This window comes from Erwinia sp. AK-PDG3-5 (assembly GCF_056821705.1).
On the sequence record NZ_CM165967.1, the window covers coordinates 2,960,845 to 2,976,799 of the forward strand.

A 15,955-nucleotide genomic window follows, 5' to 3' on the forward strand; every position below is an offset into this window, starting at 1 on the left:
TAGTCTAGACTTAGCCCAGTGCGTTGCGATAGCCCTTGTGATGAGGAAATGCCATGAATAGCGAAACGCGTCAAGACTCTCCCCTGCGCCACAGGCCACAGCTGTTTAAAAGTTTCTTTCAGGGCAGCTTCGCCTGCTCAACCGCCTGCCGCAGCGAAGGAAAACGCCTCGACCTGGTGATCAACAGCGGCCATGACACCCTGTTAGAGAAGGATTACGCCCATCTGGCGGCTGAACATCTTTATACCGCGCGCGATGGCGCACGCTGGTATTTGATCGAGAAAGCCGCCGGAGAATATGACTGGTCAACATTTTTACCGATGTTACAGGCCGCCAAACAGCATGATATTGAGATGATTTGGGAGCTGGCCCATTTTGGCTGGCCCGACGGACTGGATATCTGGCAACCGCAGTTTATCGATCGTTTTGCGGCGTTCTCACGCGCTGCCGCCCGTCTGATGCGCGATGAAGGGTTTATTGCCCCTTTCTTTACGCCTATGAATCAAATCTCTTTCTGGTCATGGGCCGGTGCCGATGTCGCCTGGTTTAACCCCAATGTGACCGGTCGCGGCCGCGAGTTAAAACAGCAGCTGGTACGGGCGTCTGTCGCCGCCATGCACGCCATCAAAGAAGAGCTTCCGGCGGCGCGATTTGTGCTGACCGATCCGCTGGTGAACGTCGCCGCGCTGGAGAGCAGCGAGGCCAGTCGTCAGGATGCCAGCCGCCAGCACGAAGCGCAGTATGAGGCCTGGGATATGCTCAGCGGCCGACTAAATCCAGAACTGGGAGGCGATCCGGCGCTGATGGATATTATCGGCCTGACCTGGTATCCCGATAATCAGTGGTTTGTTAATGGCGATCCGCTTGAGGCCCACCATCCCGATTACCGCCCGCTTTCATCGCTGTTAAGCGAGGTATGGCAACGTTATCAACGCCCGCTGCTGATTGCGGAAACCGGTGCGGAAGGCGACGCCAGGGTGCCGTGGCTAAAAGGGGTGATTGAGCAGGTCGGTATGGCGATGGATCGGGGATGCGAAATCGAAGGGATCTCGCTGTTTCCGGCGGTGGACTACCCTTCCTGGGCTGACGACCGGCGTTCGCCTGGCGGCCTGTTCGGCCTGCCAGATGCCAACGGCAACCGAACCATTTATGAGCCGTATGCGTTGGAGATCCGCAGCCAGCAGATTAAATTTAAGCAGAGGGAGTAATCAGGTCATGCACAGGGTAATCACCAGCACAAACATGATCAGCGTGAAAGAGGTCAGTGCCAGAACCACAATGGCAAACTGCGCATCATCAAGCGGAAAGCGGGGCTCTTTAGGGTAATCGTTTTCAGGACGTTCGCTCATTTTTCTTCATCATTTGCTGGCCAAACGTCCTGTGTTTAACGCCAGTATTTTCTTATGGACTGTACTATAGCACAGTCCCCCGCTGATAAAATGAATTGAGCCAATGGTTTGAGTAATTCCTGTAAGAATTCTGTAAAGAAAAAAGGCCACTTTCGCGGCCTGTGAGTTAAAAATCGTAAGAGAAGGAGAGTTTCAGCTCTCGCGGGTCGCCCTGATAAATATAGGTCCCGTAGCTTTCCACCCCGGACCAGTATTTCTCGTTAGTGACGTTTTCCACGCCCAGCCGCCAGGTCAGGTCGTTCTGCTGCACCTTCATCCGGTAGCGCATACCCAAATCCAGCGTGGTATAGCTGTCCAGTTTCTTGGTGTTGGCTTCGTTAGCATACTGGGAACCAGAATGCGTGACGCGGGCCAGAGCGGTCAGGCCTTCGATCGGCTTGATGTCGTATTCCGCACTCAGCACGGTGTAGAAATTGGCTACCCCGATGGCATCTTTGCCGTCGTAAGTGCCATCTTCCGTCTTACTCATCTTCGGATCCAGCCAGGTGGCGCTGCCGTTCAGACGTACGCCGTAAAGGGGCTCACCAAAGACGTTCAGCTCCACGCCACGGTTACGCTGTTCGCCGTACAGGCCAAACACATTGGTTTGCGGGTTGATGATGCCGGTTGGCTTTTTGATTTCGAACAGCGCCAGCGTGCCGCCAATGTTGCCGTAATCTACCTTCATTCCCACTTCATTCTGTTTTGACAGGGAAATACCGGTCACCTGGCCAACGTTGACCGCCCCGCTGCTGGCGGTGTCACCCGGCTGCAGCGCTTCAATGTGGTTGGCATAGAAGGAGACGGTCTCCCATGGCTTAACCACCAGACCGTAGCCCGGCGTCCAGCGGGATTTGGTGAAGCGCGCATCGGTATCTTCCTCTGCGGTGCCGTAGGCGTAGTTACGCACCACCACTTTCTGATGACGGGCACCGACGGTCAGCAGGATTTTGTCATCAACAAAGCCCAGCGTATCCGACAGCAGCAGGCCTTCCGTACGCACGCGGCTGGTTGGACGCGGGTCATCAAGATCACCACCAAAGTAGGTGTTAGTTGGCGCGGCCACCGGCGAGGTGTCATAAATATTGGTGGCTTGCGGGGTGAGCGCCATACCGTAAGAGGTTTTTTCACGCTTGGTCAGCGCGGAGTAGCCAATGTTGACGCTGTGGCTGACAAAGCCGGTATCGAATTTACCGCGAACGCCGGCCATACCGCTGAAGGCATCAACGATTTTGTTGGTGTCCATGCGGCCGATAGTGGCCGTGCCGTCTTCATCCTTCAGGGATGGTGAAGCGTATGCGCCGGTTTCGTGCGAGTGCTGGCCGCCCATCGCGCCGTAAAGCGTCCAGTCTGGCGCAATATCATATTCCGCACGCGCCATACCAAATTCGCTTTCCAGGTTGCTGTAAACCCAGTCCTGGCTGTAGTTGCTGGTCGCTCGCGGGACTTCAGGGATGAAATCCACGCCGCTGACATTCACGCCAAGGCGGCCACCGTGGTATTCCTGCTTCTGATAACCCATGTCCAGCGAGGTGCGCAGCTTATCACCACGATAGTCCAGCCCAACTGACGCCAGGGTGGCGCGGCGTTTCTCATTGTCGATCGCCGTTTCGCCTTCACGGTGCAGGACGTTTACCCGCACGCCCCACTGGTTATCGTCACCAAAACGACGGCCCGCATCCAGCGTGGTACCAATCTGAGAAGAGGAGGTGTAGTCAACGCCAATACGGGTCAGCGGCGTGTCTTCCGCATGCTTCGGCTCAAGGTTGATCATCCCACCCACGCCAGACGAGGCAGAGCCGTTGATCAGCGCGTTGGATCCTTTAAACACTTCAACGCGTTCGATCATCTGCGTTGAGACAACCTGACGCGGCATCACGCCCGCCAGACCGCCGAAAGTCATGTCGTCGCCGTCCAGATCAAAACCACGGATACGGTAGGTTTCGGCAAAGTTGCCGTAGCCCTGCACGTTCTGCACCGAGGCGTCGTTGGCGACCACGTCTTTCAGCGTGGTCGCCTGCTGATCCTGGATCATTTTGTTGGTATAGCCGATAACGTTAAACGGCACGTTTTTGGCGTCCTGCTCGCCCAACATGCCCACGCGGCCGCCGTTGGCGATCTGGCCATCAAGATAGGCAGGAACTAATTGATCGCCGCCCGCTTTGAAGTTGTCATCGGGTTTCGCCACCACCGTCATCGTTTCTTCGGAGGTTGCCGATTTTTTGCCAGAAGTACTGTCGGTGGTTGCTGCCAGAGCCGGCGCAGTCGCTGCGCTAATCACCGCTGCCAGCAGCGATAACCGGAAGCGATTCGGAGTGGAAGAAGAGGCCATTACATTTCCCTGATAATTAATACAAGTGATAATCATTATTATTCGGATTGCGATTATCCTCAGAGGAGTCCGAATTGCAAGCTGAAAATGTCAGCAGGACACGCATCACGGCAATTCGTTCAACTGATTTATTTTCAGCCAGTTAGCGTTTAGAAGATGAACTATTAAGGCGTGATAAAGTGTTGAGCGGTTGGTGCGGAGGGGGTGAAAGCGCGAGTCTGACTGGGCTTAATGAGGTAAGGCCACCCCGCTCCGCCGGGAAGCTGGCGGATATGAGGTGGCCGTATTACCGCGATGCTATTCGGTCCAGCGACGGAAAATCAGCGAGGTGTTAATGCCACCGAAGGCGAAATTGTTCGACTGAACGTAATCGGTTTGGATTTCGCGCGGCTGGTGCATGATGTAGTCCAGCTTACCGCAATCCTCTGAGGGCTCGGTCAGGTTCAGCGTCTGAGCAAACCACCCTGCCCGCATCATTTCAATGCTCAGCCACGCTTCCAGCGCACCGCAGGCACCCAGCGTGTGGCCGAAATAGCTTTTAAACGAGGAAATCGGTGTCCGGTCGCCAAATATCGCGGCGGTTGCCTGACTTTCGGCGATATCGCCGCGCTCGGTGGCGGTGCCATGGGCATTGATATAGCCGATGTCTTCCGCTTTCAGTCCGGCCAACCGCAGCGCCCCTTCGATGCAAATTTGCATCGTTTCGCGCTGTGGCTGGGTGATATGTGCCGCATCGCAATTGGTATAGAAACCCACGATCTCAGCAAAGATGGTTGCGCCACGCGCCCGGGCATGTTCCAGCTCTTCCAGCACCAGCGTTCCGGCACCCTCGCCGATCACTAAGCCATCGCGCTGCTTATCAAACGGCGACGGCGTGGTCTCTGGCGCATCATTACGCTGGCTGGTGGCGAACAGGGTATCAAACACCGCCGCTTCTGACGGACAGAGCTCTTCGGCTCCACCAGCGACCATCACCGTCTGATAACCGTGACGGATCGCTTCCCACGCATAACCGATCGCCTGGCTGCCCGAGGTACAGGCGCTGGAAGTGGGGATCACCCGGCCGCGCAGTCCAAAGAACAATCCGGCATTGACCGCTGCGGTGTGCGGCATCATTTGCACATAGGTGGTGCCGGTAATGTTATTGGTGTGCTTCTCGGTCAGCATGGTGGCGAATTCACTGACTGGCCCGGTGCTGCCGGTTGACGAACCGTAGGCAATGCCGGTTTCGCCATTGGTCAGCACGGCATTGCCCAACAAACCGGCCTGCTCCAGCGCCAGCTCACTGGCCCGGGTCGCCATTAACGATACCCGGCCCATTGAGCGAATGCGCTTGCGCGTATAGTGTTCCGGCAGGGTGAAATCATCCACCGGCGCGGCCAACAGCGTATTCAGACCGTCGTAAACCTGCCACTCGGGCATTTTACGCACCGCATTGCGGCCAGCCCGCATCCTGTCGGCAATCTCAGGCCAGCTGTTACCAAAGGCGGTGACGCCGCCCATCCCTGTAATCACCACCCTGCGATTCACAGCATACCTCCATTGATTGAAATCACCTGACGCGTGACGTATGCGGCGATATCGGACATCAGATAGCTTGCCAGCCCGGCCACTTCATCAGCCTGACCCATGCGCTTCATCGGGATCATCTTCATTGCTTCTTCAAACGCCACCGGCTCCATCTGGATCATCCCGGTATCGATCAGGCCGGGTGCGATGCAGTTAACGGTGATTTTGCGCTTCGCCAACTCAATCGCCAGCGCTTTCGTGGCGCCAATAATGCCCGCTTTGGCCGCGCTATAGTTCACCTGGCCACGGTTGCCCATCAGGCCCGAAACCGACGACAGCGTGATGATTCGGCCACCTTTGCGCAGGCCAATCATCGGCATAATGCACGGATGGATCACGTTATAAAAACTGTCCAGATTGGTATGGATCACGCTGTCCCAGTCATCTTCGCTCAGCGCGGGGAATGCGCCATCGCGGGTGATCCCGGCATTGCTGACCACACCATAAAAGGCACCGTGTTGTTCAATATCCTCTTCAATCAGGGTGCGGCACTGTTCGCGGTTGGCGATATCAAATCCGATACAGCGCCCCTGACCGCCAGCCTGCTGTATCAGGCGCAGCGTCTCTTCCGCGCCCGCGCGATCGCTGTGGTAGTGAACCACCACCGTGAAACCGTCGGCAGCCAGGCGGCAGGCAATCGCCCGTCCAATCCCCTTGCTGCCACCCGTGACCAATACTGAACGCGTCATCCATTATTACCCTGTTGCAAAAGTTGGTGGAGTTCTTCCCGGTCAGGTTGATAGGTGTTCAACCTGCCGCTGGCGTAACGTTCGCCATCAATCGTAATCACGCCGTCGAAACTGCCGATTTTCTCGTCGCGCATCAGTAGCGTGACGGTGATTTCCAGCGTGGCGCCGGCCGGAAATACCGCAGCCTGACAGCGATAACCGCGCCCGCCTAATAACATGCCCGGCGACGGCTTGCTGTCGTGGCGCTGGCGGCCATGCCAGCCGGACCAGACGCCGATGGTTTGCGCGATAATTTCGATGCCAAACCAGCCGGGCAGATCGCCATCCGGCGTCAGAAACGGTGCCAGCACGCCGTCGCCGACCGTCACCTGACAGCTGGCCTGTTCTTCACCGACGGAGAGCACCTTTTCAATCAGCACCATCGGCGCATCGTGGGGCAAATACTCTGCCGCGCGTTTATATTCAACCATCACTCATTCCTAAAATCAGGCAGGTATTATTGCCACCAAAGGCAAAAGAATTACTCATCACCGCCGTTCCCTGTAACGACCGCGCCTGCAGTAACACACCACAGGCAGGCAGCGTATCATCCTGCTTGTTGTCGGTGAAATCCTGCGCCGGCAGCGGAACGGATTGCGTCAGGATCAGCCAGCTTATCGCCGCTTCACAGATCCCGGCCGCGCCCAGCGTGTGGCCGGTCAGATGCTTGGTAGAGCTGCAGGGAATGGCTGCACCAAACAGTTTGCTGACCACCCCGGCTTCAATCTGATCGTTAAGCCGCGTCGCGGTGCCGTGCAGGTTGATGTAACCCAACGCCCCCGGCGCCAGCTGCGCCTGCTTAAGCGCCATCTCAATGGCGCGGATCGCGCCTTCGCCTTCGGGATGGGGAGCCGACATATGATAAGCATCTGACGACTCGCCTGTGCCTAATACGGCAACTTTCTGCGGAACGTTAGTCAGCAACATTAGCGCAGCACCTTCGCCGATAGTGATGCCGTTACGCTGCTTGCTGAACGGCGCACACCGATCCGCCGACAGGGACTCGAGACTGTCAAAACCGTTCATCGGCATGCGGCTTAAGGTATCCGCGCCACCCACGATTGCCACATCCGCCATCCCTGACGCAATCAGCCGCTGACCGCTGATGATCGCCCGGGCGCTGGAAGAACAGGCGGTCGAGAGCGTATAAGCCGGGCCGGATAACTGCAGATGCTGGGCCAGAAACCGCGACGGATCGCCCAGCTCCTGCTGATAGTAGTGGTAGCCCTCGGCGTTTTCGGCAACCTGAAGGTCGGCCTCATGCAATCCTGAGGTGCTGGTGCCGAGCACCACCGCCACCCGGTCGGCACCAAAGGTGCTGATGGCGTCATCAACCTGCGGTTGAATTTGTCGTAACGCGGCAAGCAACAGCTGATTATTGCGGCTGCGGTGCGCAGCAAGCGCCTCCGGGATCGGCGGCAAGACCGCGTCAATCCGTCCGCTCCAGCAGGGTTTGCCCTGCAGCAGCCAGCCGCTGTCGGGGCGCATGCCTGGCGCATGATTCTTCGCCAGATTTTCCGCCGTGGCGGTCATGTCGTTCCCCAGCGCGCTAAGCATGCCGACTGCCGAAATGTAGATCATCAGGCGTCCAGATGTTGAATAAGAATGTGATAGCCAAACGCAAACTGCTGAATGCCGATCGGCTCACGTTGCGTCCCGCGTTGCAGGTAGCGGATCTCAGTTATCAGCTTGCCGTGATTGTCACGCAGCTGGCGGCGATCGCCGCTGTCTTTAAGGGTCCAGCCCTCAGGCAAGTGCGGCTGCCAGGCAGCAATCGGCCAGTGGCTCAACATAATATCGGCCAGCACCTGGCCGGCTGGCGGCATCTCAGGCAGCACCATGGATTGCTCGGTGTGGATGCCGGTGCCATCGTAAGTGACCCTGAACAAGCGGATCCCCAGCGAGGAGAGCCCGGCCAGCGTCAACTGCTGTCGATCGGCGCTCAGTAACACCAACAGCGACTGCTGTTTGCCTTTAAAGGTGCCGGTCAGCAGCTGCTGCTGATTGAATGCCTGATCGATCCCCGGTGCCGGCAGCGTCACTTTTACCCCTGGCTTGAGCCAGGCTTCGGGTTGACTGCTATCGGGTTTACCGGCACATCCGGCCAGTAACATCACGGCCAGCGCGGCCGCCGCGATTACTTTCATCTTTTTTTCCTTTTTGGCGGCATCGCCAGCGGAGCCAGCAGGAAGGCGCTAAATATGCCGCTGCACAGCACAATGCCAAAACTGGCAATCGCCTGGGTGCTGCTGAAGACCAGCATGCCCAGCGTCAGTAAGGTGGTCGCCATCGCCAGCGTGACGGCCAGTAACGAGGTTATCGGCGTGCCGCGCGGATTACTGAAGAACAGGGTGTAATTAATGCCGATACCCAGTACCAGCACCAGCGCCAGCAGCGAAAACAGATTCAGTGAATGGCCGGACAAGGCTAAGGCAGCCAGGCCACCGCCCAGTGAGAGGACCGACGGCAGTACGCTGATTGCGCCCTGACGCAGGCCGAGGCGCAGCATATAGCTTAGCGCGATCGCCACCAGCGCCGCGACCAGCAGCCAGCCCAGCAGCGTGCGATAGAAGGCGAACAGCCGATCGAAGCTGGCCTTGCGATCGATCCAGCTCACCCCAGGCAAGCTTTTTGCCAGTCCGGCCAGCGCGGCGCTATTTTTCACGCCTTCGATCGGCACCAGCACCCCGCTACGTCCGGCAGGAACGGTCAGCCACAACAGACGCCAGCCTTCGCTGTTCGGGCTGGAAAGCCATTGCTGCGGCGTCAGATGGGTTGCCGACAGATCCGGGTTGGCAACTTCTACCCCAGCCTGACGCAGTTGCGCCATCACGCCCGGTGCCGCACGTTGCAGCAGCTGATGATCTTTCTGCTGCATCGCCAGTGACGACAGCGGCAACAGGCGATAATTGCCCAGCCACTGCTGACTTTTGGCCTTTGCCAGTTGTGGCGCCAGCGCTTCCAGACGTTGCAGGGTCTGTTCCGCGTTATCGCCGTAGACCACCATCCAGGTTTGGTCGGCACTCTGACCGGTTAACTGGGTGATCTGCTTTTCCTGTGCCATCAATGCCGGCGGCAGCGTCTGCAGTTGGGAAATATCATCATCGACATGCAGTCTGGACAGCCCTGCCAGCGAGATCGCGACGACCAGCAGCGGCAGTCCGATGCGAACGGTGCGATTGCGCCGCCAGCTGCCCAGCCAGCGTCCCATCAGGGCGATGGCAGGCACCGGACGCACCGGCAGCCCTTTCACCAACAGCGGATACCAGCAGATCACCGTCAGGCACGACGCGGTCAGCCCGACCGCAGCAAAGACGGCCAGCTGTTGGATGCCCGGGAACGGCGCAAATACCATGATCAGCCAGGCAATGGCGGTGGTGCCCAGCGCCAGCAACAAGGCGCGGATCACCTTATTCAGGCTTTCGGCTGGCGTGGCGTCTGCGCCATGCACCATCCGTTCGGTCAGATAGTAAAGCGTGTAGTCGGCCGAGATGCCTACGATGCTCAGGCTCATCACCAGCGTCATCAGATGCAGCTCACCAAACACCAGCAGCGTCACGGTAATGCCTGCCAGCGCACCGAGGCCCACCGAGAGAGCACACAAAATCAATGGCCGCGAAGAACGGAACACCGCGAACACGAGCAGCAGCACGCCAATAATCGTCGCTACGCCGAGGGTAGAAACATCATGCTTCGCCTGCTGGCTGGCAAAATCACTGAAATACACCGTGCCACGTGATAGCAGCTGCGCATCAGGATATTTCGCCTGCAGACGGGCTTTGAACGCCGTAAGCTGCGCCACCAGCGCATGGCTTTGCTGCATATCAAAGGAGTTACCTTTCAGTTCCGCGTGCAGGAAATACCAGACCCTCCCCTGCTTATCGGTAGTGGTCAGCCAGCCCTGGCTCAGCCCAAGCTGACCGCTGTTTTGCTGCATCGCCAGTTGCGCGCCGCGCACCAGCAGCAGCGGATCGTGAGTCAACTCCTTGCCGCTGACGCCGGCAAAGGCCGAATAGAGCTGGCCGAGCACCCAGTCGCCTTGCGCGGCACCCGCCTGTTGCAGCCTGGCGCGGGTGGCCGGATCGATCAGCGCGTTGCGGTTCTCCCAGGCAAATTTGCCCCAGGCTTGCTGTCGTTCATCGGTCATTGGCCCCTGAACGTTCTCCAGCACCCGCAGACTCTGCAACTGCTGAAGCATCCAGTTAGCGACCTGAGGATCGCTTTTATCACCTGCACTCACCAGCCACACCAGCTGACGATCCAGGCGCTGCATAAAACCCTGTTGCAGATCGCTGGGAATGTCGCCCATGGTTTGCTCGGGCAGCAAAGCCAGCACGCTGCTGTTAATGGTCGCTCTGGGCAATAGCATCACCAGCACCGCCGCAAGCAGCAGGCAAATCGCCAGCCAGGCGAGAGCCAGTACGCGCGGTGACTTAGAAATCAAAACGCTTCTGCTCTTCATCGGTCAGGCTGGCAGGGGTCAGGCGCTGATTACTCAGCGTGATGTCGGTGTTGTCACCCTGTCGATCGTTCAGCTTAATGGCATCCAGATACTCCGCGCCCTGCAGGGTGATGGTGTTGAACAGTTTATCCAGCGGCGAGGTTTTCGGCGTCAGCACCAGCTGCCATTTCTGCTGGCCGAGATCGCTGAAGTCCAGCGAAAAGTTCTGCTCCAGTACCTGGCGATCGGCCTGGAATAGCGCCCGCATCAGATGGTTAAACTGGAACATCTGCGGATTGCTGTCGGCGGTGATAATCTGAGGCGCCTGGCCGTTCATCACCTGCACCATGCGCTTATCATCCAGCACCAGCGTCAGCGGGAACGGTTTGGCCTGATGCCACCACAGCCCTTTGTCCTGCGCGATCAGCAGTTCACCGCTGGATTTCAGCGGCTGCGCCATACCTTTGATTTCACGCAGCTGGCTGAAGTCCGCCCGCACCACCGGCTGGCTGGCGAAACGCTGCTGTAAATCGTCAAGCGTGACGGCCTGAGCGGCGGCGCTGAGTAACAGCAGGCCCGCGAGCAGAGACTTGATCATGGCTGCACTCCCAGGCGCTCAAACAAAATCGGCGGCGAGACAAAGCTCAGCGCCTGGCTGCCCTCTTCCACCGCCACCTGAATGGTGTAGCCGGTGGTTGTCCGCTGGCCGCTGTGAGCATCGAAAATCTGGTAGTTAATCCGCAGGCGGTTTTCAATCTCGTCCAGCGTGGCGCGCACGCGGATGGTCTGCTCAAAGGTCAGCGCCGCGCGGTATTTCACCCGGGTATCCACCACCGGCCACAGATAGCCGGAGGCTTTCATTTCGCGGTAGCCGTAGTTGAACGTGCCGAGCAGTTTTTCGCGGGCAATCTCAAAATAACGGAAATAGTTGCCGTGCCAGACCACGCCCATCGCATCGACATCATGGAAAGGAATGGTCAGCTCAACATCAACAGTAAAACGCGGGTCGTTTAACACTGTTACTCCTCTTTCTCTTGCGGTTGATCCGGCAGTTGCCAGAAATCAAAAAAATTAAACCAGTCCAGCGGCGCGATCAGCGCATGATGCTCCAGCCTGGCGGCATAACGATCGACCGCGTCCTGCAATGCCTGTTGCCGGGTAGCCCGGGGCAACAGCAGCGGATCGGCAAAGGGTTCGCAATGCAGCTTCAGCTGCCCCTGCTCGCGCAGGGCAAACATCAGCAGCACCGGACAACGCAGTGCGGCGGCCAGCACAAAGGGCCCCTGCGGAAACGGGGCCGGCTTGCCAAAGAAGTGACTCCAGACCACCCGTCTTACGCCGCCGCGCTGACGGTTAACCGCCGTGCGGTCGCCAACGATAGCCACCCATTCGCCCGCGTCCAGCTTCTGCTGCAGCAGGATGGCGGTCTCCGGGCCAATGTTGCTGACCGGAATCACATTCTTACTGGCTTCTGGGGCAATCTCATCCATTACCTGACGGAAACGCTCGGCGTTATCGGTAAACACCAGCGCATTAATCACCAGCCCGCTGACCTGCTGTGCCAGCGCGCGGCAGGCTTCGATATCACCGAGATGCGACGCGAGGATCAGTCTGCCGCCAGGCTGGCCCACAGCCAGCGCCTGCTCTGCACCCGCAGCAAAATCGATCTCTTTGCCCCAGCGCAGATCGCCGCGCCAGCTGGCGATCTTCTGCAGCATCGCCTCGCCGAAGCGCAGGAAGTGGTGAAAGCTGGTCATGCGCGCGGGCAATGGCTGGTTTTTTTGCGCCGCAACCGCTTTCACCGTCTGCAACCACTGGCGTGAAGCCTCGCGCTGCGGGCCGCCGCTTAACCAGTAGAAGCCAATCACCGGCCAGAGAAACAGCGTAAAGATGCCGCGACCAAAAATGCGGTAGATCCACAGCATAAGCTTGAGGCCCGCCAGCCCTTTTCGCTCCTTCGTCTGCGCCCAATGCTCGCCACGCGGGCGCCTGAGCAGCGACGGGATGCGCGGCAACATGCCGAAGAACAGCCGGGTATGCATCCACGAGATGCGCAAATTATCGTGCAGGGCATCAAAATGTGACACCCCGTCCTGCGGATAGGTCACGCGGGTGGCGATAAAGCGGCTTGGGGTTCCGGCCCAGTACAGGCGCACCATGATTTCGGTATCGAAATCCATCCGCTGACCGAGGGGATGACGGGTGGCCAGTGCCAGCGTGGGGGCCAGCGGATACACGCGGAATCCGCACATGCTGTCCCTGATTGAGAACGACAGCGTTTCAACCCAGACCCAGAAATGGGTGATATAGCGGCCGTACAGGCGGGATGTCGGAATGGAGTCGTCATACACCGGCTGACCCGAAATCAGGCACTGAGGATGCTGCCGGGCTTCAGCCAGCATCTGCGGGCAGTCTTCAATCTGGTGCTGACCATCGGCATCCACCTGCAGCGCATGGCTGAATCCCGCCTCCGCAGCCACCTGCAGCCCACGCATCACCGCCGCGCCCTTGCCCTGGTTTTCAGCCAGACGGATCAACGTCACCTGCGCGTTGAGTAATGGCTCAAGCTGGAGGCGTGTCGCTTCATCACTGCCGTCATCAACGATAAATACCGCAAGATTAAACGGCGCCAGCCTGGCCAGCACCGAGGCCATCATCGCACCGTGGTTGTAGCAAGGGATCACCACGCAGGGCGAGAAGTTTGCCCTTAGCACAGCGCGATTTTCCCGCTACTGGCACGCAAAGGCTGTTCGCCGTCGAGGATGTGGAAGTCGAACAGCAGCCAGTTTTTCGCTTCCTGCCAGCTGAGCGTCAGCCTGAGGGTTTTCCCCGGCAGGATCGGCTGCTGAAATTTGATATTTTCGATGGCGGAGAATCGTTTGCCCGGCGCCAGCAAAGCGCTGCCGTAATGCATCACCCAATCCAGCTGGGCAACGCCGGGCAGGATCGGTTGCGCGGGAAAATGTCCCTGAAACCAGAACAGATCGGCATCAACGAGCAACACCAGTTCAGCCCGATCGGCCTGTTGCTGGCAGGAGAGTTCAACGGGCAACATAAAATAACTCCTGTATTTGCGGCCAGGCACGCTTGCTCTGACTGTTATGCGGGATCGTCTCTACGATCCGCCAGTAACGCGGCATGGCCACGGGCTCCAGCCAGCGATGCAGCTCATGACGCCAGTCGCGTTTGAGCTGCATCAGCTGCTGCTCACTGTAGGCGGCATTCAGCACCACTACCACGCCAATGCCACTGCGCTCAGGGCGGCTGACCGAAAGTGCCACGGCATCAACCACCTGCGGCAGTGCCAGTAATCGGCGTTCAATCTCACTGAGCGAGACGCGCTTGTCTTCAATTTTCACAATACGGTCGTAGCGGCCACACAGCTGAAAGCCCGCGGCGGCAAACTGCAGTTTATCGTCCAGCTGCAGCCCTTCTGGCTCCGATATCAGCGGAGACGTGGCCCACCAGCGCTGCTGATGATCCTGCCTGAACTGCACGCCGCTGAACGGCTGCCAGAGTTCGTCTTCTGCTGCGCGGCTGCGGATCGCCAGCACGCCGGTTTCGGTACTGCCATAAATCTCATCCACCGGCAGCTTAAGCCAGCTGTTTACCTCCTGCGCGCTGGCCCACGGCAGTACGCCGCCCGCCGAAACGATCAGTCGGCAATCCGGTGCGGCAAGGGTGCGATCCAGACGGCGCAAAAAGGCCGGACTGCTGATTAATGCGAATTTCAGGCGCGGATCCTGCGCGGACAGTTGCTCACTGTAAAATACCTGGCGGCAGTCAAATACCAGACCGAGCGCTAACGGCAGAAACAGTCTGAACGTCAGACCATAAAGATGTTGATGGCTGACCGTGGCGATCACGGTGCATCCCTCAAGACGCTCGCCCCAACGATCCGCCAGCCAGCGGGCTTCTTCATCCAGGCAGCTCACGGGTTTGACGATTTGTCGCGGCGTTCCGGTCGAACCGGAGGTGAATAAGACGATACAGGCCTGCGGATCAATCGGCGGCAACGTGGGCAGAGGCTCATTACCGGCCGCAGATTCATTCAGGTTAACCACCGGGCAGCTGAGCGCCAGCGGCAAGTCGGTTAACACCGCGTCAAACCCGTTGCTCTGTTCCTGCAACAGAGATTCGCGGCAATGCCCGGGGATCACCGGGACTTTGCCGGCATGCAGCGTGGCCAGCAGCGCGATGCTGAACAGGTAGCTGTCCTCAAAGCACAGCGCCCACTTCTGTTGCGGCCGGGCCAGCAACGCGTGGCCCAGGATTAGCACCTCACGCTGCCATTGCTGGCGCGTGAACAGTTGAGACCCCCGGCGGGCGATCGGCCCTTCAGCGGAGTACGTCAGCCATTCAGCTACAGGCAGCGCCTGGCTCACGCCTGCTTTCTCATTCGCTGACGCAGCAGCCATTCGCTCGCCATCAACAGCCCCATCAACAGATAACTGACCAGCCCGTTCCACCACGTCCACCAGAGAAGATTGTTAATCAGGCAGGTCACCAGCGCGACGCTGCCATTAAAAATGAAGAACAGACACCAGATTTGCGTCACGCGCCGGGTCCAGCGGATCGCGCGCGGCGGCAGATCGGGTTCACGCAGCCGCGCCAGCCGTTCAACCAGCGGCATCCGGCTGAAAAAAGAACTGCCAAACAGCAGTAGCATCAGCCCGTTGACCATCACCGGATACCACAGCAACAGATGATGATCGCGCAGGAACAGGCTGCTGAGGCTCAACCCTGCCCCGGCCAGCGCCAACCATTTCCCCACCAGCGAAAGCGCGCCATGTTGCCCGCGTAATGCCAGCCAGCGCAGTAAAAACAGGACCGCGGCCAAAGGCAACAGCCAGCGCCAGGCAGGATGCGTCAGAGAGAGCCAGACCATAAACGGCCAGGCAATCATCATCACCGCGCTAACCGCCTGCAACAGCCGCTGCATGTATGCCGGATTACCCTTCGCGGATCAGTTGGTCAACCGCGTCGACCACATCCTGCACCGTGCGGACGGCTTTAAACATCTCAGGCTTAATTTTGCGCCCGATGCGTTTCTGCAAATGCACGACCATATCCACCGCATCAATGCTGTCCAGTTCCAGGTCTTCATACAGCCGCGACTCAGGCTTAATGTCATCCGCATCTAATTCAAAAAGTTTTACCAGCAGCCCGGTAACTTCCTGATAAATTTCATTCTTATCCATAAATAACTCGCGATGTTAAGGATCAGGCACCCAGCTTGCGCTGGCTGAGGATAAAGGCCGCCAGCGTGAAGACGGAATAAAAATGCTGACGCATCTCCTCGCTCTCGGCGGAGAGCACCACGCCGTAGCGATTTTTCACCGCCAGGCCAAGTTCCAGCGCATCGATTGAGTCCAGCCCCAGTCCGTCGCCGAATAACGGGGCTTCGCTGTCGATCTCTTCCGCGGCAATCTCTTCCAGATTGAGGGTGTCGATGATCATCTGTTTTATTTCAAGCGCTAGCTCTTCCATACCTGTT

The 15,955-nt window shown here is 58.4% G+C and carries 17 protein-coding genes; 1 reads left to right on the forward strand and 16 read right to left on the reverse strand.

Features of this window, described 5'->3' with window-relative positions:
* Window positions 1-53 precede the first annotated feature (53 nt).
* Entirely contained in the window at window positions 54-1,208 is a 1,155-nt protein-coding gene (locus AC1UKS_RS13675; protein ID WP_482434045.1) for a beta-glucosidase, read from the forward strand.
* Here the strand turns inward: AC1UKS_RS13675 and AC1UKS_RS13680 are convergent, their stop codons facing one another.
* From AC1UKS_RS13680 to AC1UKS_RS13755, 16 genes are all read right to left on the reverse strand, one after another.
* Complete coding sequence (locus AC1UKS_RS13680; protein WP_167738402.1) at window positions 1,209-1,349, reverse strand: hypothetical protein; 141 nt, start codon at window positions 1,347-1,349, stop codon at window positions 1,209-1,211.
* A gap of 166 nt (window positions 1,350-1,515) precedes the next feature.
* Window positions 1,516-3,720, reverse strand: a complete 2,205-nt coding sequence (locus AC1UKS_RS13685; protein ID WP_482434047.1) for a TonB-dependent receptor — start codon at window positions 3,718-3,720, stop codon at window positions 1,516-1,518.
* A gap of 297 nt (window positions 3,721-4,017) precedes the next feature.
* Window positions 4,018-5,250 (reverse strand): beta-ketoacyl-ACP synthase, encoded by a 1,233-nt coding sequence (locus tag AC1UKS_RS13690; protein WP_482434048.1) that lies wholly within the window; start codon window positions 5,248-5,250, stop codon window positions 4,018-4,020.
* Window positions 5,247-5,978, reverse strand: coding sequence for a 3-ketoacyl-ACP reductase FabG2 (locus AC1UKS_RS13695; RefSeq protein WP_482434050.1), 732 nt, complete (start codon window positions 5,976-5,978; stop codon window positions 5,247-5,249). Before AC1UKS_RS13695 ends, AC1UKS_RS13690 begins: the two co-directional genes overlap by 4 nt.
* Entirely contained in the window at window positions 5,975-6,448 is a 474-nt protein-coding gene (locus tag AC1UKS_RS13700; RefSeq protein WP_482434052.1) for a hotdog family protein, read from the reverse strand. Before AC1UKS_RS13700 ends, AC1UKS_RS13695 begins: the two co-directional genes overlap by 4 nt.
* Complete coding sequence (locus AC1UKS_RS13705) at window positions 6,441-7,598, reverse strand: beta-ketoacyl-[acyl-carrier-protein] synthase family protein (RefSeq protein WP_482434054.1); 1,158 nt, start codon at window positions 7,596-7,598, stop codon at window positions 6,441-6,443. The genes AC1UKS_RS13700 and AC1UKS_RS13705 overlap by 8 nt, the downstream gene beginning before the upstream one ends.
* On the reverse strand, window positions 7,598-8,164 hold the full coding sequence (locus AC1UKS_RS13710; RefSeq protein WP_482434056.1) for a DUF3261 domain-containing protein: 567 nt from the start codon (window positions 8,162-8,164) through the stop codon (window positions 7,598-7,600). Before AC1UKS_RS13710 ends, AC1UKS_RS13705 begins: the two co-directional genes overlap by 1 nt.
* Complete coding sequence (locus AC1UKS_RS13715) at window positions 8,161-10,479, reverse strand: MMPL family transporter (protein WP_482434058.1); 2,319 nt, start codon at window positions 10,477-10,479, stop codon at window positions 8,161-8,163. Before AC1UKS_RS13715 ends, AC1UKS_RS13710 begins: the two co-directional genes overlap by 4 nt.
* Window positions 10,451-11,056, reverse strand: a complete 606-nt coding sequence (locus AC1UKS_RS13720; RefSeq protein WP_265910108.1) for an outer membrane lipoprotein carrier protein LolA — start codon at window positions 11,054-11,056, stop codon at window positions 10,451-10,453. The genes AC1UKS_RS13715 and AC1UKS_RS13720 overlap by 29 nt, the downstream gene beginning before the upstream one ends.
* A complete protein-coding gene (locus AC1UKS_RS13725) occupies window positions 11,053-11,475 on the reverse strand; it encodes an acyl-CoA thioesterase (protein WP_151037807.1) in 423 nt (140 codons plus the stop codon). The genes AC1UKS_RS13720 and AC1UKS_RS13725 overlap by 4 nt, the downstream gene beginning before the upstream one ends.
* Before the next feature lie 2 nt (window positions 11,476-11,477).
* The gene (locus AC1UKS_RS13730) at window positions 11,478-13,172 is read right to left on the reverse strand and encodes a glycosyltransferase family 2 protein (RefSeq protein WP_482434060.1); all 1,695 of its coding nucleotides are present in this window, start codon (window positions 13,170-13,172) and stop codon (window positions 11,478-11,480) included.
* Window positions 13,166-13,513, reverse strand: coding sequence for a 3-hydroxyacyl-ACP dehydratase FabZ family protein (locus tag AC1UKS_RS13735; RefSeq protein ID WP_482434061.1), 348 nt, complete (start codon window positions 13,511-13,513; stop codon window positions 13,166-13,168). Before AC1UKS_RS13735 ends, AC1UKS_RS13730 begins: the two co-directional genes overlap by 7 nt.
* A complete protein-coding gene (locus AC1UKS_RS13740; RefSeq protein ID WP_482434062.1) occupies window positions 13,500-14,876 on the reverse strand; it encodes an AMP-binding protein in 1,377 nt (458 codons plus the stop codon). Before AC1UKS_RS13740 ends, AC1UKS_RS13735 begins: the two co-directional genes overlap by 14 nt.
* Window positions 14,840-15,400 carry a COG4648 family protein gene (locus AC1UKS_RS13745; protein WP_482434064.1) on the reverse strand — a complete coding sequence of 187 codons (561 nt, stop codon included), beginning with the start codon at window positions 15,398-15,400 and terminating at the stop codon, window positions 14,840-14,842. Before AC1UKS_RS13745 ends, AC1UKS_RS13740 begins: the two co-directional genes overlap by 37 nt.
* Window positions 15,401-15,410: 10 nt before the next feature.
* The gene (locus AC1UKS_RS13750) at window positions 15,411-15,659 is read right to left on the reverse strand and encodes an acyl carrier protein (protein WP_013201615.1); all 249 of its coding nucleotides are present in this window, start codon (window positions 15,657-15,659) and stop codon (window positions 15,411-15,413) included.
* A 22-nt stretch (window positions 15,660-15,681) separates the two neighbouring features.
* The gene (locus tag AC1UKS_RS13755) at window positions 15,682-15,948 is read right to left on the reverse strand and encodes a phosphopantetheine-binding protein (RefSeq protein ID WP_013201614.1); all 267 of its coding nucleotides are present in this window, start codon (window positions 15,946-15,948) and stop codon (window positions 15,682-15,684) included.
* Window positions 15,949-15,955 lie beyond the last annotated feature (7 nt).